The organism is Streptacidiphilus rugosus AM-16 (assembly GCF_000744655.1).
Taxonomy (GTDB): domain Bacteria; phylum Actinomycetota; class Actinomycetes; order Streptomycetales; family Streptomycetaceae; genus Streptacidiphilus; species Streptacidiphilus rugosus.
Genome location: NZ_JQMJ01000003.1, coordinates 1,016,510 through 1,034,798 on the forward strand (window position 1 = coordinate 1,016,510; position 18,289 = coordinate 1,034,798).

Sequence of the window (18,289 nt, forward strand, 5' to 3'; positions counted from 1 at the left end):
GGAAGGTCCTACGCCGGGTCCGCCGGGTCCGCGGGGTGGGGGGCGACCGGGCCGGCCGGGTTGTCGAGGTGGCGCAGGCAGTGGCGGACCAGTTCCGCGTAGCCGGCCTCACCCATCAGCTCGGTCAGCTCGGCGCGGTAGCTGACGTAGACCGGGTCGGCCCCGACGTGGGCGTCGGGGCTGCCGGTGCACCACCACTGCAGGTCGTGACCGCCGGGGCCCCAGCCTCGGCGGTCGTACTCGCCGATGGTGACCTGGAGGTAGCGGGTCTCGTCGGGGCGGTCGATCCAGTCGTAGCCGCGCCGGATCGGCAGCTGCCAGCAGACGTCCGGCTTGGTCTCCAGCGGTTCCAGACCCTCGGTCAGCGCCAGCGTGTGCAGGGCGCAGCCCTCGCCGCCGGAGAAGCCGGGGCGGTTGAGGAAGATGCAGGCCCCGTCGACGCGGCGGGTGCGCAGCTCGCCGTCCTCGTCCGGCTCGCTGATGCCCTTGGGGCCGGTGCCCTGCCGGTGGTACTGCCAGGTCTCCGGCGTCAGCCGGGCGGCGTGGCCGAGGACGCGTTGCTGGTCGTCCTCGTCGGACCAGTGCGCGCCGAGCGTGCAACAGCCGTCGCTGGCGCGCCCGGGCCGGATGCCGTGGCAGCCGCGTCCGAAGACGCAGGTCCACCGGGAGGTGAGCCAGGTCAGGTCGCAGCGGAAGACCTGCTCGGCGTCGGCGGGGTCGGCGAACTCGACCCAGGCGCGCGGGAAGTCCAGGCTCACCTCGCGCTTGCGCGCGGCCTTCGCGGCCTTCTTCGCCGCCTTGAGGTCGGCGGTGCTGCTGATCGTCACGTCTACGGCTGCCACCCACTCAGCCTATGCCGCCGTCGGCGGTCGGCCCCCTCGGCCTGCGGACGACATCGCGCATTTCTTCGCGACGGCCCGCGTCGGCCGCCGGCGGGCTGACCTGCTGACTCGGTCGCACCGGATCGCGTAGCGTGGACCGCTATGCGACTGGGCGTACTCGACGTGGGATCCAACACCGTTCACTTCCTCGTGGTGGACGCACACCCGGGTGCGGCCCCCCTGCCGGCGTACTCGCACAAGATAGAGCTGCGCCTGGCCGAGCTCCTCGACGACGCCGGAGCGATCCGTGAGGACGGGGTGCAACGGCTGGTCGACATGGTCACCTCCTCGATGCGGGTCGCCGAGGACAAGGGCGTGGAGGAGGTCCTCCCCTTCGCCACCAGCGCGATCCGCGAGGCGGCCAACGGCGAGGACGTGCTCAAGCGCGTCCAGGACGAGACGGGCGTCGCCCTGCGGGTGCTCCCCGGCGGGGACGAGGCCCGGCTGACCTTCCTGGCCGCCCGCCGCTGGTACGGCTGGTCGAGCGGCCGCCTGCTGCTGCTCGACATCGGCGGCGGCTCCCTGGAGATCGCCTGCGGCCTGGACGAGGAGCCGGACACGGCGATCTCGCTCCCGCTGGGCGCGGGCCGGCTCACGGCGGGCTGGCTGCCCGGTGACCCGCCGACCCCCGAGTCGGTCCGCGAGCTGCGCCGTCATGTGCGGGCGAAGATCGCCCGCACGGTCTCCGAGGTCGCCCGGCTCGGTCCTCCGGACCACGTGGTGGGCTCCTCGAAGACCTTCAAGCAGCTCGCCCGCATCACCGGCGCGGCGCGGGAGGCCGAAGGGCCGCTGGTCACCCGCAAGCTGACCCGCGGCGCGCTGGAGGACTGGGTCCCCCGCCTGGCCGCGATGACCGAGGCCCAGCGCGTGCTCCTTCCCGGAGTCTCCGAGGGCCGCGCCCGCCAGCTCCTGGCCGGAGCGCTGGTCGCCGAGGGCGCGATGGACCTGTTCCGCATCGACGAGATGGACATCTGCCCCTGGGCGCTCCGCGAGGGCGTCATCCTGAGACGCCTCGACAGACTCTCCTCGGGCCAGTGAGCTCGTGCTCCCGCGGGCAGTCGCACCTCCAGGGGCGCGGGAGACCGCCTGGTGCGGATGGCCCGGCGCGTCCCGGACCACCTGTGGTCAGTGGCTCGTCGCGCAGTTCCTCGCGCCCCCGAGAAGGCAACTTCCCTAAGCTGTGAGGTGTGGCGAAAGTGGGCGGTAAGGGCGTGAAGCAAGACGAAGAGTGCATCGTCGTGCCGAAGGCGCAGATCGCGCTGTCGACCGCCTCGGTGTATCCGGAGAACACCGCCGCCGCGTTCGAGATCGCGGGACGGCTCGGGTACGACGGCGTCGAGGTCATGGTGTGGACCGATCCCATCAGCCAGGACATAGAAGCGCTGCGCCGCCTCTCCGACTACCACCAGGTGCCCATCCTCGCCGTGCACGCGCCCTGCCTGCTGATCACGCAGCGCGTCTGGGGCACGGACCCGTGGCAGAAGCTGGAGCGGGCCCGCAGCGCAGCGGAGAAACTGGGCGCCTCCACGGTCGTCGTGCATCCGCCGTTCCGCTGGCAGCGCCAGTACGCGCGGGACTTCGTCCAGGGCATCTGGCGGATGGCCGACGAGACCGACGTCCGCTTCGCCGTCGAGAACATGTACCCCTGGCGCTACCGCGACCGCGAGGTCGCCGCCTACGCGCCCGACTGGGACCCGACGACGGAGGACTACCGCCACTTCACGATCGATCTCTCCCACGTCGCGACCTCCCGCGCCGACGCGCTCGCCATGGTGGACCGGATGGGCGACCGGCTCGGTCACGTCCACCTCGCCGACGGCTCCGGATCAGCCAAGGACGAGCACCTGATCCCTGGTCGCGGCACCCAGCCCTGCGCGGAGCTGCTCGAACGGCTGGCCAGGAACCGCTTCGACGGCCACGTGGTGCTGGAGGTCAACACCCGCCGGTCGCCCGGGCCCGTGGAACGGGAGGCCGACCTCGCCGAGGCGCTGGCCTTCACCCGGCTGAACCTCGCCGCGGCGCCCTCCGCGGCCTCCGCCTCGTCCGCCCGCATGCCGGACACGATGTCCGAAGGGCGGTCATAGGGCGTACCCTCGACGGCACCAGTCAAGGAGTTGAACACCATGCCGCAGCTGAGGTCTCGTACGGTCACCCACGGTCGCAACATGGCGGGCGCGCGCGCTCTCATGCGCGCCTCCGGTGTAGCCAGCGAGGACATCGGCAAGCCGATCATCGCGGTGGCCAACTCCTTCACCGAGTTCGTGCCCGGCCACACCCATCTGTCGCCGGTCGGCCGGATCGTCTCCGAGGCGATCAAGGCCGCGGGCGCGGTGCCGCGCGAGTTCAACACCATCGCGGTCGACGACGGCATCGCCATGGGCCACGGCGGCATGCTCTACTCGCTGCCCTCCCGCGACCTGATCGCGGACAGCGTCGAGTACATGGTCGAGGCGCACTGCGCGGACGCGCTGATCTGCATCTCCAACTGCGACAAGATCACCCCCGGCATGCTGATGGCCGCGCTGCGGCTCAACATCCCCACGGTCTTCGTCTCCGGCGGCCCGATGGAGGCCGGCCAGGCCACGCTCGTCGACGGCACGGTCCGCAAGCTGGACCTGATCAACGCCATCTCGGACGCGGTCAACGAGAACGTCTCCGACGAGGACATCCGCCGGATCGAGGAGAACGCCTGCCCGACCTGCGGCTCCTGCTCCGGCATGTTCACCGCCAACTCGATGAACTGCCTGACCGAGGCCATCGGGCTCTCGCTCCCCGGCAACGGTTCGGTGCTGGCCACGCACACCGCCCGCCGCGGCCTGTACGAGCGCGCCGGGCAGACCGTCGTGGAGATCACCAAGCGCTACTACGAGCAGGGCGACGAGTCCGTGCTGCCGCGCGCCGTCGGCTCCAAGGCGGCCTTCGAGAACGCCATGTCGCTGGACATCGCGATGGGCGGCTCGACCAACACGATCCTGCACCTGCTGGCCGCCGCGCAGGAGGCCGAGCTGGACTTCGGGCTGGTCGACATCGACCGGCTCTCCCGCAAGGTGCCCTGCCTGGCCAAGGTCGCCCCGAACGTCGCGCCGACCACCACGTACTACATGGAGGACGTGCACCGGGCCGGCGGCATCCCCGCCATCCTGGGCGAGCTGCACCGCGGTGGCCTGCTCAACGAGGACGTGCACACGGTCCACTCCGACTCGCTCGGCGAGTGGCTGAAGACCTGGGACATCCGCGGCGGCTCGCCCTCCGACACGGCGGTCGAGCTGTGGCACGCGGCCCCCGGCTGCGTCCGCTCCGCCGAGGCCTTCTCGCAGTCCGAGCGCTGGGACACCCTGGACACCGACCAGGCGGGCGGCTGCATCCGCTCCGTCGAGCACGCCTACTCCAAGGACGGCGGCCTCGCCGTGCTGCACGGCAACCTGGCGGTGGACGGCTCGGTCGTGAAGACGGCCGGCGTGGACGAGTCGATCTGGACCTTCGAGGGTCCGGCGGTCGTCTGCGAGTCGCAGGAGGAGGCCGTCGACAAGATCCTGCGCAAGCAGGTCAAGGAGGGCGACGTCGTCGTCATCCGCTACGAGGGGCCCAAGGGCGGCCCCGGCATGCAGGAGATGCTCTACCCGACCTCGTTCCTCAAGGGCCGGGGCCTGGGCAAGTCCTGCGCGCTGATCACCGACGGACGCTTCTCCGGCGGCACCAGCGGCCTCTCCATCGGCCACGTCTCGCCGGAGGCGGCCTCCGGCGGCACGATCGCGCTGGTCCGCGACGGCGACCGGATCCGGATCGACATCCCGAACCGCGGCATCGAGCTGCTGGTCCCCGACGAGGAGCTGGCCGCGCGCCGCGCCGAGCTGGGCGGCGTCTACGCGCCGAAGGCCCGCGAGCGCAAGGTCTCCGCCGCGCTCCGCGCCTACGCGGCGATGGCCACCAGCGCCGACCGCGGTGCCGTGAGGGACGTCTCCAAGCTGGGCTGACCGGGTTCGCCCCGGCGAGCCCGCATAATCGAAGAGTGTCGACGAGCATCGCCCCCGCCCCCGAGTCCATCCGCTGGTTCGGTACCACCTGGGTGGACCGGGGCCGCGACTACTGGCTGCGCCGCCTCGCGGTGAGCGTCGGCGCGCTGGTCGCGGCCGTGGCGGGGGCGTTCGTCATGCGCCTGGCCGTGCAGGGCGTGCTGATCGCCAAGACCGGCGCCTTCGTCGAACTGCTGCTGATCCTGGCGATCGCGGTGTGCAGCTGCGTGGCCGCGATCCGCACCTGGACCGTGCTCGGGCAGGGCAAGGAGTCGCTCAGCGGCTGGATGAAGGACGAGAAGTCGATCGGCGTCATGCTGATCGTCGGCTTCGTCGGGTCCCTGGTCGCCTACTTCGTCCGCAGCCTCATGGAGGCACCGGGCGAGGGCGTCGCGCGCACCCGCTACGAGCTGGCCACGGCCGCCCACGCCCGCCGCAAGGCCGCCCCGAAGCAGGCGGCCGGGCCGAAGGCGAAGGCGGGCCGACGCCGCCGCTGAGCCCCTGCCCGGGCGAGGCTACGTGCGGCTCAGCGTGCCGCAGCCCTGCTGCTTGTCGTCGGGGACCTTGCTGCGGTCGTAGGGGTCGGTCGCCGGTCCCGACGGGCTCGCGGTGTCCGCGCCCATGGACTCGGGGAACTCCGGGTTGATGAAGCCGTTGCTGACCCCGCAGGCGCTGTTGCCGATGTCCGGGTTCCACTGGGTGATCCAGAGCTTGCCGGGAGTGTGCTCGTAGGCGTGGGCGTCGGCGACCTGGAAGTCGACGATCCGGCGGATGATGCTGCGGGCCACATCCAGATCGTCGGCCACAGGGGTGGCCTGCTCCAGCGAGACCTGTCCGGCGTTCGCGGACGGAGCGGCGGACGTGCCGGTGAGCCACGGAGTGGGGTGCGGCCCGGGCTTGAGGGCGTAGACGAAGGTGACGTCGGCGTGGATGGCCAGGCCGCCGCTGCCGTCCGACCTGTAGCTCAGCTCGCCCTGGATCTTGACCACGTCGCCGATCGGGATCGCCTGGTCAGGGTTGAACCGGCTGAAGAGTTCGGTGCCGTCGCCGGAGGCCGAGGGATGGGCGAGTTCGTGACGCAGCGAGGTGAGCAGCTTGCTCTCGTCCGGATCGATCAGCGCCAGGGCGGCCGTCGGATAGCCGCCGCCCACCACCGCGGGGGAGAGGTTGCTGTCGACCAGGAAGTCCTTGGCGTGCTGCAGGTACGAGGCGACCGTGGCCGCGCTGTAGACGCCGACGGCGCGCGCCGCGGGCACGGTGATGGCGTTCGCGCCGCTGGGCCAGGAGTCGGCCGGGGAGCCCGCGAAGGGGTGCTCCAGCGTCGGGGTCTGCGGGTCGAACTCGGTGGGCGGTGCGGCGGTGGGCGTGGTCGTCTCGTTCGGCGCTGTGCTGGGGGTCGGGGTGTCGCCCGCGCCGGCGAAGGGGTTGCCGGAGACGGAGCCGGTGCCGGGAGCCTTGCTCAGCGCCCAGTCGTGGACGGCTTTCGGGTTCATGGCGACCGCGACCAGACCGGCCGCGAGCAGCACGAAGAGCGGCGCCTGCCAGCGGCCGGCGACGAGGCGGCGCAGGCGGCGTCGCCTGGTCGGGGTGACCGGCGCGCGGAAGGCCGTGTCCTTGGGGGGCGTGTGCTTCCACCGCGCGGCCAGCATCCGGGAGCGGGCCGAGTGCTCCTTGTGCTCGGCCGCGCGGACGAACTCCTCGTCGAGAACGAGCTTCTCGAAAGGGTCCTCTGGCTGGTCGTTCAACTGATCATCGGTGGTCGGCACCGCGCCAGTATGGCCAGTGTCAAACCTCCGCGCCGGAATGATCAGTTAAGAATCCGGCAAGAGCCTCGGTGTCCGAGCCATGTCCCTTTCGAGCCCGGCGGTCACCCGCCGGAGCGCCGCCTGGCACCCGCGACGCTGCTGACCACGCCGACGATCGCGTAGAGGATCGCCGCATGCCAGAGGCCGGTGAAGATGCTGGCGAAGATGCCGTCGCCGCTGAAGACGTACTGCGTCACCGTGTTGGTCACCGCCAGCGCGGCGGCGGGCGCCGCCGAGGCCTGCCACGGGTGTTCCGCCGCCCAGCGCCGCAGGCGATGATCCCCGCCCTTCTTGGAGAGCGCCGCGCCCGCGCCGCCGACCAGGAAGAACAGGAACAGACCGATGCTGGCCGGACCGGCCAGGATGCCCAGGCTCCAGTGCAGGGTGACCAGGTCGACGCCGACCGCCGCGCCGGCGCCCACCAGACCGACGACACCCGCCGTCTTCCAAGGCCCCCGCGAGGCCGCGGCGGCGGCCAGTGTGCCGGATTCGCGCGGGCTGACCTCACTACTACTCATGTCTCAACGGTGCGCCCCCGACGCCGCAGAAGCCATAGGGGACTTCCCTGAGTTTGCCCCGGGATCAGCATGCGGCGACCGGCCGTACGAGGGAGGAACCGGTGAGAATTCGTGTCCTGCCACCGCGCGACGGCCGGGCGCGGGCCGGTACGGCCTAGGCTGGCGGCATGCTCTCGCGTCGCGTGCTGCTCGCCGCCGCCCGCAGTCCGCAGGCCCGCAGGGTCGTCGTGGGCGCCCCCGGAGGGAAGGCCGTGGTGGCGCGGTTCGTCGCCGGTGAGGAGCGGGCGGACGCGGTGGCCGCCGTGGACCGGCTGATCGCCCGCGGGCTGCACGTCTCGCTGGACCATCTCGGAGAGGACCCCGAGGACGACGAGCACGCGGCGGCGATCACCGCCGAGTACGTCGGCCTGCTGGCGGCGCTCGACGAGGCCGGCCTGGCCCGCCGCGCCGAGGTCTCGGTCAAGCTCTCCGCCCTCGGGGCAGGCCTGGGCCGCTCCGGCGACGCGCTCGCCGCGGACCGCCTGCGGACGGTCTGCGCCGCAGCGGCCGCGGCCGGCACCACCGTCACCGTGGACATGGAGGGCCACGCGCGGACGGACGCCACCCTCGCCACCGCCCTCGCGCTGCGCGCGGACTTCCCCGACCTCGGCGTCGTGCTGCAGGCGTACCTGCGCCGCACCGAGGCCGACTGCCGCGAACTGCTCGGCGCGGGCTCGCGGGTCCGGCTGGTGAAGGGCGCCTACGACGAGCCGGAGGCGCTCGCCTTCAAGGAGCGGGTCACGGTCGACCGCGCCTACGTGCGCTGCCTGCGGCTGTTGATGGAGGGTCAGGGCTATCCGATGATCGCCACCCACGACCCCCGCCTGATCGAGATCGCCGGCCGCTTCGCGGTGCGCACCGGACGACCGCAGGAGAGCTACGAGTTCCAGATGCTCTACGGCATCCGCGAGGACGAGCAGCGGCGTCTGGCCGCTGCGGGCGAAACCGTGCGCGTCTACGTGCCCTACGGCACCGACTGGTACGCCTATTTCATGCGGCGTCTCGCCGAACGCCCCGCCAACCTCGCCTTCTTCGCCCGCGCACTCGTCGGCCGCTGACCACGCGGGAGGTCGGACCTCCTGTGTCAGACCTCCTGCACCACGGCCAGGATGTTGCCCTCGCTGTCCTTGAACCAGGCCCCGCGCACCCCGCCGGTCGCCGCCACGCCGTCGACCGTCTTCAGGCCGGGCATGTCGTACTCCTCGAAGCGGACGCCGCGTCCGCGCAGCTCGGCCATCTCGGCGGCGAGGTCGTCGACCTTCCACGCGGCCAGCGTGTGCGCGGCCTGACCGCCGCTCGGGGTCGCGTAGAGGGTGAACACCTGCCCGCCGGACTCGAAGCGCACGTCCTCGCCCTCGTCGACGGTCAGCTTCAGGCCGAGGGTGTCACGGTAGAAGCGCTTGGCCCGATCGATGTCGCTCGCCGGGATCACGGCGATCGCAGGGAAGTCAGCCAGCATCGGAACCACCTCCTTCGACCAGCCTAGGCAGCCGCGCCGCGCCCCGCCTGCCCGCGTTTCGGACGCCTCCGACAAGGTCCCGCCGCGCGGTGCGAGACTGACGGCATGACGCAACGAGTCGCCGTCCTCGGTACCGGAAAGATCGGCGAGGCCCTGGTCTCCGGCCTGCTGCGGGCCGGCAAGGCCCCCGCCGACGTCCTCGTCACCGCCCGCCGCCCCGAGCGCGCGGCGGAGCTGCGCGAGCGTTACGGCGTGGAGGCGGTCGGCAACGAGGAGGCCGTCAAGGCCGCCGAGACGATCATCCTCACGGTCAAGCCGCAGGACATGGGCACGCTGCTGGACGAGCTCGCGCCGCAGCTGCCGGCGGACCGGCTGGTGATCTCCGGCGCGGCCGGCATCCCCACCGCCTGGTTCGAGGAGCGCCTCGCGCCCGGCACGCCCGTCGTGCGCGTGATGACCAACACCCCGGTCCTGGTCGACGAGGCCATGAGCGTCATCTCCGCGGGCTCCCACGCCTCGGAGGAGCACCTGCGGCGGACCGAGGAGATCTTCAGCCAGGTCGGCAAGACGCTGCGCGTGCCCGAGTCCCAGCAGGACGCTGCCACCGCCCTCAGCGGTTCAGGACCGGCCTACTTCTTCTACCTGGTCGAGGCGATGACCGACGCGGGCATCCTGCTCGGCCTGCCGCGCTCCGTCGCGCACGACCTGATCGTCCAGGCGGCGGTCGGCGCGTCCGTCATGCTGCGCGACTCGGGCGAGCACCCGGTCAAGCTGCGCGAGGCGGTGACCTCCCCGGCCGGCACGACGATCGCGGCGATCCGCGAGCTGGAGAACCACGGCGTCCGCGCGGCCCTGCTGGGCGCGCTGGAGGCGGCCCGCAACCGCTCGCAGGAACTGGCCTCCGGGGGCAAGTAGGTAGGGTTGGCCGGGTGCCCCGATACGACTTGGTGATATTCGACAACGACGGCGTCCTGGTGGACAGCGAACCGCTGTCCAACCGGCTCCTGGCCGACTACCTCACCGAGTTGGGCTTCCCGACCACGATCGAGGACTCCTACCGCGACTTCATGGGCGCGGCGGCGCACACCGTCCACGACGTGATCGCGGAGCGGTACGCGGGCGCGACGCTGCCGGCCGGCTTCGACGAGGACTTCCACGGCCGGGTCTTCGCGGCGTTCAGGGAGAATCTGACCGCGGTGGCGGGCGCGCCGGAACTGCTGAAATGGGCGCAGGCGAACGCCGTCCGCTACTGCGTCGCCTCCTCGGCGCACCACGAGTGGATCCGCACCGCCCACGAGGTGACGGGCCTGCGCCCGTTCTTCACCGACGCCCAGCTCTTCAGCGCCCAGGACGTCGGCCGCGGCAAGCCCGCCCCCGACCTCTTCCTCCACGCGGCGGCGGCGATGGGCGTCGCCCCCGACCGCTGCGTGGTCCTCGAGGACAGCCCCCTCGGCGTCGCCGCGGCCCGCGCCGCGGGGATGGACGTCTACGGCTACTCCGCGCTGACGCCGCGGGAGCGTCTGGCCGCCGCGACCGGCCTGATCGACGACCTGGCCCGGTTCCCGGCCCTGCTGTAGTTGCACGTTGCACTACCTCCGGGGGCGCGGGGAACTGCGCGAGAAACCACCGGCGTGCGGGTGGTCCTCAACGCGCAGGGCCATCCGCACAGGATGGTTGCTCGCGCAGTTCCCCGCGCCCCTCAGGGTTCCCTAGTCGGTGACGGTGATGCGCCGATTGCGGGTGAGATCGCCCCTGAGTTCCGTGAGGCGGAAAGGGAGGCCCAGGCCGACGCTGTTCTCGGCGCGGAGGCGGAGGGAGGGTTCCGGCGCGGACGCGCTGTTGCCGACGGTGCCCAGCGGCGTGCCCGCCGCGACGTGCTGGCCGCGGCGGGGGAGGACGGAGTCCTCGCGGAGGCCGCTGAGGACGACCACGCCGCGGTCCGTGCCGATGCGGACGTGGTTGCCGTCCGGGTGGCCGGCCGACGTTCCGCCCGGTGCGTGGTCGGGGAGGCCGTCGACCGCCGCCAGGATCACGCCGTCCACCGGACTCAGCACCGGGTGGCCGAAGATCGCGTAGCGCTCGTTCGTCGCCGGGGCCAGACCCAGCGCGCGCCTGCCGCGCCACTGCGGGCCCGAGCCCAGCTGCACCAGGTCCGCCGCGTACCGCAGCGCCCGGTCGCCGCCGGGTGCGAGGGAGGCCTCCGCATGGCGGTTGACCGCCGGGCCGCCTGCCTCCGTGCAGACGAAGGTCCCGTCCCGGAGCGGGGACCGCAGCACCAGCGGATGGGCGGTCGGCGCTCCGGGAACGGGCAGGGAGCGCCGCCAGGTCCACGCCGCCAGACCCACCACGCCGACGCAGAGCCCGATCTCGGGCAGTCCGGGGAACCCCCAGCGCAGCCCCAGGCCGAGCACCCGCCCGTAGGCCAGGACGGCGACCACCGCAGGCACCAGCGGCAGCGACCTGAACCACGGCGGCAGCGCGTGCGTCGGCGCGGTGCGCAGCGCGTACCAGGCGAAGGCCGGGGTCTGCGCCAGGACCAGCAGCCAGCCCGTGGCGGTGCCGGTCAGCCAGGGGAAGGTCAGCTCCGCGGCCGTCGCCGCGGCGTAGGCCAGCACCGTGCGCTGCAGCCGCGCCACCGCCGCCGGCTTGGGCGGCCCGGACGGCCCGGGCGCCGCCTCGGCGGGCGCGGCGGGCGCCGGCGTCGGCAGGTCCTCGCTGGACCTGGCCGGCGCCGGGATCGTGCTCGCAGCGAGCCTCGCGGTGAGCGCGCCGGGGCCGGTGACGAAGGACGTCAGGAGGCCCGCCTCGTCCAGTCGGGCCCAGACCAGCTCGGAGCCGTGGGCGAAGACCAACTGGTGCAGGTCCCGGTGGCGGCGCACGGACCGCAACTCGCCGTGGCGCTCGCGCAGCCCGTCGACCGACTCCTGCAGCCGCTGCACCGGCACCCGGCGCAGCAGTGCCGCGCTGACCAGCGCGGGCTCGACCTCGGTCGCCCCGAAGAGGGCGACCAGCGTGTGCACGACCGGGTCGTTGGCGGACCCTGAGGCGCGAAGACGGGGACGCGTAGCCTTACCCATAGGCCCACCGTAGGCACAGCGAGCCGCGCAGCCCGGCAATGACGTGGGTCGACGCGGGTTGCCTTTTCCGATCATTTTTCGGACGGGGGTTCCGCTGCCGACCACGAGTCCGTACGCTCACGCCAACTTGTTCGGATACCGGTCGGTAGCAATCCGCAGTGAGCAGAGGTACCGGAATGACCACACCCGCCGTCGAGATCTCGCCCGGACTGAGGCAAGCGCGCAGCGCCCTGCTGCTCAGCTATGTCGCCCAGGGGGCGGTCTTCGCGCTGCTGGTCACCCGGATCCCCGGAATCCAGACCCAGTACGGGATCAGTGACGGTCTGCTGCCGCTCTTCCTGGCCGCCGTGCCGATCCTGGCCGGCGTCGGCTCCATCTCCATGGAGTACGTGGTCAAGCGGACCTCGCCGCGGGCCGTGCTGCGGGTCGTGCAGCCGGTCGTCTGCCTGACCCTGGTCGGGGTCGGGCTGGGCGACAAGATGTGGGAGGCGGCCGTCGCGCTCGCCGCCTTCGGTCTCGCCGTCGGCGGTCTGGACGCCAGCCAGGCCATGTCCGCCGTCGCCCTCCAGCACCGCTACGGCCGCAGCATCATGCAGACCTTCTACGCCGCGTTCAGCCTCGGCGGCATCATCGGCGCCTCGCTGGCCTGGGCCCAGGTGCACTTCAAGCTGAGCCTGCTGGCCATGTTCGGCACCACCGGGCTGGTCGTCGGCGTCACCGTGCTGATCGTCGGCCGCTGGTACGCGGGCCCGGCGGAGCTCGGCCACGCGGTCGAGGAGGCCGCTGCTGCCGCTGCCCGCTCCATCCCGTGGAAGCCGCTGCTGCCGCTCTGCCTGGCCATGTGCGTCGCCTACATCGGCGACGCCACGGTCTCGAACTGGGCCGCCAAGTACCTCCAGGAGGGCCTGCACAGCTCCGAGCAGATGACGACGGTGCCCTACAACGCCTACATGGTCGTGATGCTGATCGGCCGCCTGCTCGGCGACGCCCGCGTGCAGAGCTGGGGCAGCGTCCGCACGGTGCGCCTCGGCGCGGCGGTCTGCGCGCTCGGCTTCCTGCTCGTCGCGCTCTCGCCCGGCCCCTGGGTCGCGGTCGCCGCCTTCGCGGTGGTCGGCCTCGGGATCAGCGTCATCGTGCCGCAGGTCTTCGCGGCCGGCGGCCGGCTCTTCCCGAAGGACTCCGACGCGGCGGTGGCCCGCCTCAACATCTTCAACTACGTCGGCTTCCTGGTCGGCGCCCCGCTCGTCGGCGGCCTCGCCGGGGCGCTGGGCTACCGGATCGCGATGGTGGTGCCGATGCTGCTGATCCTCTCCGTCTTCGCCGTCAGCAAGGCCTTCGGGCCGGGCGCCGCGGTCGAGCGTGAGGCCGATACCGTGGCGGTATGACCGTCACGCGGCTGTACTGGGACGACGCCCTCACCTCGTACGACTTCGGCCCGGGCCACCCGATGGACCCGGTCCGGCTGAGGCTCACCATGGACCTGGTGCGCGCCTTCGAGCTCGACCGGCTGCCGCAGCTGCGGCTGATCGCCGCCCCGGCGGCGGGGGAGTCGACGCTGCGCCTGGTCCACGAGCCCGGCTACATCGCGGCGGTGGAGGCCGTCGGCGCGACCGGCGTCCCGAACACGGCCCGCGGCCTCGGCACCGAGGACAACCCGGCCTTCGCGGCCATCCACTCCGCCTCCGCGCTGATCGCCGGCCAGTCCGTGGCGGCCGCCGAGGCGGTCTGGCGCGAGGGCGGCCACGCGGTCAACTTCTCCGGCGGCCTGCACCACGCCATGCCGGGCCAGGCGTCGGGCTTCTGCGTCTACAACGACGCCGCGCTGGCCGTCGCCAGACTGCTGGAGCTGGGCGCGGAACGCGTGGTCTACGTGGACGTCGACGTGCACCACGGCGACGGCGTCGAGAAGGCTTTCTGGAACGACCCCCGGGTGCTGACGATCTCCCTGCACGAGCACCCGCGCACGCTCTTCCCGCAGACCGGCTGGCCGGAGGAGACGGGCGGCGCGGCCGGCACCGCGGTCAACGTGGCGCTGCCCGCGGGCACCGGCGACGCGGGCTGGCTGCGGGCCTTCCACGCGATCGTGCCCCCGCTGGTCGAGGCCTTCCGCCCGCAGGCGCTGGTCACCCAGCACGGCGCGGACACCCACATCGACGACCCCCTCGCCCACCTCGCCGTCAGCCTCGACGCTCAGCGCGCGCTGATGCTCGCCGCGAGCGAGCTGGCGTCCCGGCACGCGGGCGACCGCTGGCTGGCGCTGGGCGGCGGGGGCTACGCGGTGGTGGACGTGGTCCCGCGCTCCTGGACCCACCTGGTCGCGATCTCGGCGGGCGCGCCGATCGCCCCCGAGGCGGAGGTCCCCGCGGACTGGCGCGCCCAGGTCTTCGCGAGAACGCGGGAGACCGCACCGCTCCGCATGACCGACGGCTTCGCCGCGACCTGGAAGGACTTCGACTCGGGCTACGACCCCGCGGACCGGGTCGACCAGGCCGTTCTGGCTACCCGCAAGGCCGTCTTCCCGCACCACGGACTCCTGCTGTAGTCGCACCGCCTGGCGCGCCAGGCTCTGCCGTGCGCCTCCGGCGCGTGAGTGCGCAGGTCACAGGGGAGGGCCGGTCGCACCCACCTCAGGGAGCGAGGCTCTGCCGTCGTCCGCCTCCCATGGGCGGGCGCGGCAAGCCACCCTGTGTGGTGAGTCACCGAACGTGCCGGGCCATCCGCTCGTCGTGGTTTCTCGCGCAGTTCCCCGGACCCCTGGGGTCGCTGCCTGGCTGAGGGAGTGCACACGTGAAGGCGATCAGTCGAGACGAGCTCGTCTCCCATCTGCTGGAGACCGGACTGGCCGGACGCGTCGCCACGACGCGGGAGCACAACCTGCGGAACTTCGCCCGGTTCGCCCGGCGGGATCCCGACGTCCTGTTCGGGCTGGACCCGGACGGCGCCTGGGGGGAGGCGGACGTGCTGGCGCTGATGGCGCGGCGCTGCGGGGTGAATCCCGACCCCGCGCACCGGCACGGCGTGGACACCATCGACGCCGAGCTCACCGCCGACGCCCTCGGCCGGCTCGCCGCCGTGCTGAGGCGGCTCGCCGAGGCGCGCGGCAGCGTCCTGCTCGGGACCGGGCACCCCTCGCGGCTCCAGCCGATGTACGCCGCCTACGGGCGAGCCCTGCGGGCCGCCGGATGCGCCACGCTCACTCCGGCGCGCGAGCGGAGCTTCGACATGCACGGGGCGGACGGCGCGCGCCCCTGCGCCCTTGACTACCGCGAGCAGGTCGGCGTGCTCAGGGTGTATGAAGAGACCGCGTCAAGCAACCAGAAGGGAGCCCCCCGCTCCCTGGGGGAGCCGGTCCACACCCACTCGCCGCAGCCCGTGCGGATCGCCCTCGCCGCTCTCGCGGAGCAGGAGCGGACCGTGCCCGACCTGGTGCTCGGCGACCACGGGTGGGCCTGCGGCGCGGGCCGGCTCGGGATCCGCAGCGTCGGCTTCGCCGACAGCAACGACCCGGCCGTGTTCGTCGCCGAGGAGGAGGGGCACGTCGAGGTGGCGATCCCCCTCGACGACGGACTGCGTCCGGACTGCTACAGAATGCTTACTGCCTACGTACTGCAACTGGCCGGTCTGTCTCAGTAATCCCGGGGCCCTTCCCCCTCTTCCCACCCGTACCACCCGCAACTACTCTGGGGATACGCGTGTGCTGGCTTAAGTCACCGGAGGGGAAGCCGGTGCCCGTCACACGGAGAAGGTTCGGTGTTGTCATGGCGTCTGGAGAGCGGCCTCTGAACGAGGTCAACTTCCTCACCGTGGCGGAAGTCGCCTCGGTGATGCGAGTGTCGAAGATGACCGTGTACCGACTGGTGCACAGCAGCGAGTTGCCGGCCATCCGGGTCGGCCGCTCGTTCCGTGTACCGGAACAAGCGGTGCACGACTACCTCCGCGACTCCTACGTGGGACGGGAGACCGCGTAGGCAGGATGACGCACGAGTGATCCACCGATCCGGCCCGGCGCCCCGTGCGTCGGGCCGGATTACGTTTCGAGCGCGGTCTTGGGTAGTCTGTTGGCCTACATCAGTCGTTTGGACCCTGTTGCCCGCGCTCGCGGGTTAGTCCAGTGAGTGAGGGTTTTCATGGGTTCCGTCATCAAGAAGCGTCGCAAGCGTATGGCCAAGAAGAAGCACCGCAAGCTTCTCAAGCGCACGCGCGTCCAGCGTCGTAACAAGAAGTAACACCACTCGGCCACGCCGAAGGTGTCCAGCCGTCCGCACCGACGTTACTGTCTGGTGCGGGCGGCTTTTTCATGTCCGTGAGCTGGGGAGAGGGGCTGGTTCGCCGTGGGCAACGTCGTACTCGTCACCGGGGTCGGCAGGCATCTGGGGAGCCGCTTCGCGCAGGTGATCAGAGACCAGCCCGGGGTCGACCACGTCGTCGGCGTCGACGTCCACCCCGGCGCGCACGCGATCGAGGGCGCCGCGCCCTACACCTTCGTCGGCGCCGACATCCGGCGCCCGGTCGTGGCCAGGGTGATAGCCGACCACGGCGTCACCACCGTGGTGCACCTCAACGTCAGCACCACCACCCTGGGCTCCACCAGCCGCGGCGCGGTCAAGGAGACCAACGTCATCGGCACCATGCAGCTGCTGGCCGCCGTGCAGAAGGCGCCGAGCGTGAAGCGGCTGGTGGTGAAGTCGACCACCAGCGTCTACGGCTCCGCCCCGCGCGACCCGGCCGTCTTCCAGGAGCGGATGCAGCCCAAGGTGCTGCCCACCGGCGGCTTCGCCAAGGACGCGGTCGAGGTCGAGGGCTACGTCCGCGGCTTCGCGCGCCGACGCCCCGACGTCGCGGTCGGGGTGCTGCGCTTCGCCAACATCCTGGGCGAGGACGCGGACACCCCGCTGAACGAGTACTTCGCGCTGCCGGTCCTGCCGACGGTCCTCGGCTTCGACCCCCGGTTGCAGTTCGTGCACGAGGACGACGCGGTGGAGGTGCTGCGCCTGGCGGCCATGGAGCCGCGCCGCGGCACGACCAACGTCGGGACGTTCAACGTCGCGGGCGAGGGCGTCATGGTGCTCTCGCAGGCCGCGCGCCGGCTCGGCAAGCCCACCGTGCCGATGCTGCTGCAGGCGGTCAGCTGGATGGCGGGCCTGGCCCGGCAGACCCGGCTGCTGGACTTCTCCCCCGAGCAGCTGCGGCTGCTGACGCACGGCAGGGTCGTCGACACGACGCTGCTGCGGGAGACCTTCGGCTACACCCCCGCGTACACCACGGAGCAGGCTCTCGCGGCACTGGCCAGGGCCAAGCGCCCGGGACTGCTGCCGCCGGAGCGGATCGCGGACTGGACCGACCGGGCGGCCACGCTGCTGCCGAGGCCGGACGCGGCCGCGGCGACGTCGACGATCAGGAGGACAGAGGGATGAGCCCGGCCAGGGAGCAGGCGTGGCGTGATGAGCGCGAGGCCAAGGTCATCCCCATCACGAAGCGGCGCGGCGCGCCCGCGGCGCAGCCGCCGGAGGCCGTGAGCGAGCCGCAGCCCGCCGCGGGTGGCGGGATCGCGGACACCGTCGCCCACGCGGTCGGCGGCGCCCTGGCGGGCCCGTTGGGCGGCGTGGCGGGCAGGCTCTTCGGCAAGGGATGGGAGCAGCGGGCCGCCAACGGCCTGGGCTTCCTGCGGCGGCGGCTGACCGGCGACTACGAGGTCGACGAGTTCGGCTTCGACGAGGAGCTGACCGAGGAGGTGCTGCTCTCGCTGGTCCGCCCGCTGGCGGAGAAGTACTTCAGGCTGGAGGTCCGCGGCGCGGAGAACCTGCCGCTGGAGGGCGGCGCGCTGGTCGTGGCCAACCACTCGGGCGTGCTTCCGCTGGACGCGCTGATGACACAGGTGGCGATCCACGACCACGCCGGCCGCAACCTGCGGATGCTGGCGGCGGACCTGGTCTTCGTGCTGCCGGGCGTCAACGAGCTCGCCCGCAAGGCCGGACACACGCTGGCCTGCAACGAGGACGCGCAGCGGCTGCTGGAGAACGGCGAGATCGTCGGCGTCTGGCCGGAGGGCTTCAAGGGCATCGGCAAGCCTTTCGCGGACCGCTACAAGCTGCAGCGTTTCGGGCGCGGCGGCTTCGTCTCCTCCGCGTTGCGGGCCGGGGTGCCGATCGTGCCCTGCTCGATCGTGGGCGCGGAGGAGACCTATCCGATGATCGGCAACGCGAAGACGCTGGCCCGTCTGCTGGGCCTGCCCTACGTGCCGATCACGCCGACCTTCCCCTGGCTGGGCCCGCTGGGCGCGGTGCCGCTGCCGACGAAGTGGGTCATCCAGTTCGGCGAGCCGATCCCTACGGACGCCTACCCGCCCGAGGCGGCGGACGACCCGATGCTGATGTTCAACCTGACGGACCAGGTCAGGGAGACCATCCAGCACACGCTCTACCGGATGCTGGTCCAGCGCCGCTCGGTGTTCTTCTGAGCGTGCGTCCTGGGAGCGCGCGTTCTTCTGAGCCCTGCGC

19 protein-coding genes are annotated in these 18,289 nt (G+C 72.2%); 14 read left to right on the forward strand and 5 right to left on the reverse strand.

Going from position 1 to position 18,289, the window contains the following annotated elements; genetic code table 11:
• Nucleotides 1-8: 8 nt before the first annotated feature.
• The gene (locus tag BS83_RS08030; RefSeq protein ID WP_037603185.1) at nucleotides 9-821 is read right to left on the reverse strand and encodes a hypothetical protein; all 813 of its coding nucleotides are present in this window, start codon (nucleotides 819-821) and stop codon (nucleotides 9-11) included.
• A gap of 162 nt (nucleotides 822-983) precedes the next feature.
• Between BS83_RS08030 and BS83_RS08035 the strand changes: the two genes are divergently transcribed.
• The 4 genes from BS83_RS08035 to BS83_RS08050 all read left to right on the forward strand — a co-directional run bounded on the left by BS83_RS08035 (nucleotide 984) and on the right by BS83_RS08050 (nucleotide 5,391).
• Entirely contained in the window at nucleotides 984-1,919 is a 936-nt protein-coding gene (locus tag BS83_RS08035; RefSeq protein WP_037602227.1) for a Ppx/GppA phosphatase family protein, read from the forward strand.
• A 173-nt stretch (nucleotides 1,920-2,092) separates the two neighbouring features.
• The gene (locus BS83_RS08040; protein ID WP_051942772.1) at nucleotides 2,093-2,965 is read left to right on the forward strand and encodes a sugar phosphate isomerase/epimerase family protein; all 873 of its coding nucleotides are present in this window, start codon (nucleotides 2,093-2,095) and stop codon (nucleotides 2,963-2,965) included.
• Nucleotides 2,966-3,004: 39 nt separating this feature from the next.
• A complete protein-coding gene (ilvD, locus tag BS83_RS08045) occupies nucleotides 3,005-4,855 on the forward strand; it encodes a dihydroxy-acid dehydratase (RefSeq protein ID WP_037602229.1) in 1,851 nt (616 codons plus the stop codon).
• A 35-nt stretch (nucleotides 4,856-4,890) separates the two neighbouring features.
• Nucleotides 4,891-5,391 (forward strand): hypothetical protein, encoded by a 501-nt coding sequence (locus BS83_RS08050; protein WP_051942773.1) that lies wholly within the window; start codon nucleotides 4,891-4,893, stop codon nucleotides 5,389-5,391.
• Between the two features lie 18 nt (nucleotides 5,392-5,409).
• Here BS83_RS08050 and BS83_RS08055 read toward each other — a convergent pair whose 3' ends face one another.
• Together BS83_RS08055 and BS83_RS08060 are read right to left on the reverse strand one after the other, a co-directional pair.
• Nucleotides 5,410-6,660, reverse strand: coding sequence for an SCO2583/SCO2584 N-terminal domain-containing protein (locus BS83_RS08055; protein WP_037602230.1), 1,251 nt, complete (start codon nucleotides 6,658-6,660; stop codon nucleotides 5,410-5,412).
• Nucleotides 6,661-6,761: 101 nt separating this feature from the next.
• Nucleotides 6,762-7,217, reverse strand: a complete 456-nt coding sequence (locus tag BS83_RS08060; RefSeq protein ID WP_037602232.1) for a hypothetical protein — start codon at nucleotides 7,215-7,217, stop codon at nucleotides 6,762-6,764.
• A gap of 167 nt (nucleotides 7,218-7,384) precedes the next feature.
• On the opposite strand from BS83_RS08060, the gene BS83_RS08065 reads away from it, so the two are divergent.
• Nucleotides 7,385-8,314, forward strand: a complete 930-nt coding sequence (locus BS83_RS08065; protein WP_037602234.1) for a proline dehydrogenase family protein — start codon at nucleotides 7,385-7,387, stop codon at nucleotides 8,312-8,314.
• A gap of 26 nt (nucleotides 8,315-8,340) precedes the next feature.
• Here BS83_RS08065 and BS83_RS08070 read toward each other — a convergent pair whose 3' ends face one another.
• Nucleotides 8,341-8,715: a VOC family protein gene (locus BS83_RS08070; RefSeq protein ID WP_037602237.1), complete on the reverse strand. Its 375-nt coding sequence runs from the start codon at nucleotides 8,713-8,715 to the stop codon at nucleotides 8,341-8,343.
• A 105-nt stretch (nucleotides 8,716-8,820) separates the two neighbouring features.
• Between BS83_RS08070 and proC the strand changes: the two genes are divergently transcribed.
• Nucleotides 8,821-9,630 carry a pyrroline-5-carboxylate reductase gene (gene proC, locus BS83_RS08075; protein ID WP_037602239.1) on the forward strand — a complete coding sequence of 270 codons (810 nt, stop codon included), beginning with the start codon at nucleotides 8,821-8,823 and terminating at the stop codon, nucleotides 9,628-9,630.
• Nucleotides 9,631-9,644: 14 nt separating this feature from the next.
• Nucleotides 9,645-10,292: an HAD family hydrolase gene (locus tag BS83_RS08080; RefSeq protein WP_037602241.1), complete on the forward strand. Its 648-nt coding sequence runs from the start codon at nucleotides 9,645-9,647 to the stop codon at nucleotides 10,290-10,292.
• A gap of 132 nt (nucleotides 10,293-10,424) precedes the next feature.
• Here the strand turns inward: BS83_RS08080 and BS83_RS41530 are convergent, their stop codons facing one another.
• Nucleotides 10,425-11,792 (reverse strand): M23 family metallopeptidase, encoded by a 1,368-nt coding sequence (locus BS83_RS41530; RefSeq protein WP_157597020.1) that lies wholly within the window; start codon nucleotides 11,790-11,792, stop codon nucleotides 10,425-10,427.
• Nucleotides 11,793-11,968: 176 nt separating this feature from the next.
• Here BS83_RS41530 and BS83_RS08090 point away from each other — a divergent pair, with 176 nt between their 5' ends.
• The 7 genes from BS83_RS08090 (at nucleotide 11,969) to BS83_RS08115 (ending at nucleotide 18,249) form a co-directional block, all read left to right on the forward strand.
• Nucleotides 11,969-13,177 (forward strand): MFS transporter, encoded by a 1,209-nt coding sequence (locus tag BS83_RS08090; RefSeq protein WP_037602243.1) that lies wholly within the window; start codon nucleotides 11,969-11,971, stop codon nucleotides 13,175-13,177.
• Nucleotides 13,174-14,334 carry an acetoin utilization protein AcuC gene (locus BS83_RS08095; RefSeq protein WP_037602245.1) on the forward strand — a complete coding sequence of 387 codons (1,161 nt, stop codon included), beginning with the start codon at nucleotides 13,174-13,176 and terminating at the stop codon, nucleotides 14,332-14,334. Before BS83_RS08090 ends, BS83_RS08095 begins: the two co-directional genes overlap by 4 nt.
• Before the next feature lie 245 nt (nucleotides 14,335-14,579).
• Complete coding sequence (locus BS83_RS08100; RefSeq protein WP_037602247.1) at nucleotides 14,580-15,425, forward strand: phosphatase; 846 nt, start codon at nucleotides 14,580-14,582, stop codon at nucleotides 15,423-15,425.
• Between the two features lie 125 nt (nucleotides 15,426-15,550).
• The gene (locus BS83_RS08105; RefSeq protein WP_037602249.1) at nucleotides 15,551-15,760 is read left to right on the forward strand and encodes a helix-turn-helix domain-containing protein; all 210 of its coding nucleotides are present in this window, start codon (nucleotides 15,551-15,553) and stop codon (nucleotides 15,758-15,760) included.
• Between the two features lie 159 nt (nucleotides 15,761-15,919).
• A complete protein-coding gene (locus BS83_RS43650) occupies nucleotides 15,920-16,018 on the forward strand; it encodes a 30S ribosomal protein bS22 (RefSeq protein WP_003948845.1) in 99 nt (32 codons plus the stop codon).
• A 105-nt stretch (nucleotides 16,019-16,123) separates the two neighbouring features.
• Nucleotides 16,124-17,206 (forward strand): NAD-dependent epimerase/dehydratase family protein, encoded by a 1,083-nt coding sequence (locus tag BS83_RS08110; RefSeq protein WP_037602251.1) that lies wholly within the window; start codon nucleotides 16,124-16,126, stop codon nucleotides 17,204-17,206.
• Nucleotides 17,203-18,249, forward strand: a complete 1,047-nt coding sequence (locus BS83_RS08115) for a lysophospholipid acyltransferase family protein (protein ID WP_037602253.1) — start codon at nucleotides 17,203-17,205, stop codon at nucleotides 18,247-18,249. Before BS83_RS08110 ends, BS83_RS08115 begins: the two co-directional genes overlap by 4 nt.
• Nucleotides 18,250-18,289 lie beyond the last annotated feature (40 nt).

Excerpts from the sequence above, each read along its gene's own strand:
- BS83_RS08035 (WP_037602227.1), top strand. The coding sequence starts at position 984 with ATGCGACTGGGCGTACTCGACGTGGGATCCAACACCGTTCACTTCCTC.
- ilvD (WP_037602229.1), top strand. The coding sequence starts at position 3,005 with ATGCCGCAGCTGAGGTCTCGTACGGTCACCCACGGTCGCAACATGGCG.
- BS83_RS08060 (WP_037602232.1), bottom strand. The coding sequence starts at position 7,217 with ATGAGTAGTAGTGAGGTCAGCCCGCGCGAATCCGGCACACTGGCCGCC.
- BS83_RS08065 (WP_037602234.1), top strand. The coding sequence starts at position 7,385 with ATGCTCTCGCGTCGCGTGCTGCTCGCCGCCGCCCGCAGTCCGCAGGCC.
- BS83_RS08070 (WP_037602237.1), bottom strand. The coding sequence starts at position 8,715 with ATGCTGGCTGACTTCCCTGCGATCGCCGTGATCCCGGCGAGCGACATC.
- proC (WP_037602239.1), top strand. The coding sequence starts at position 8,821 with ATGACGCAACGAGTCGCCGTCCTCGGTACCGGAAAGATCGGCGAGGCC.
- BS83_RS41530 (WP_157597020.1), bottom strand. The coding sequence starts at position 11,792 with ATGGGTAAGGCTACGCGTCCCCGTCTTCGCGCCTCAGGGTCCGCCAAC.
- BS83_RS08090 (WP_037602243.1), top strand. The coding sequence starts at position 11,969 with ATGACCACACCCGCCGTCGAGATCTCGCCCGGACTGAGGCAAGCGCGC.
- BS83_RS08095 (WP_037602245.1), top strand. The coding sequence starts at position 13,174 with ATGACCGTCACGCGGCTGTACTGGGACGACGCCCTCACCTCGTACGAC.
- BS83_RS08105 (WP_037602249.1), top strand. The coding sequence starts at position 15,551 with ATGGCGTCTGGAGAGCGGCCTCTGAACGAGGTCAACTTCCTCACCGTG.
- BS83_RS43650 (WP_003948845.1), top strand. The coding sequence starts at position 15,920 with ATGGGTTCCGTCATCAAGAAGCGTCGCAAGCGTATGGCCAAGAAGAAG.
- BS83_RS08115 (WP_037602253.1), top strand. The coding sequence starts at position 17,203 with ATGAGCCCGGCCAGGGAGCAGGCGTGGCGTGATGAGCGCGAGGCCAAG.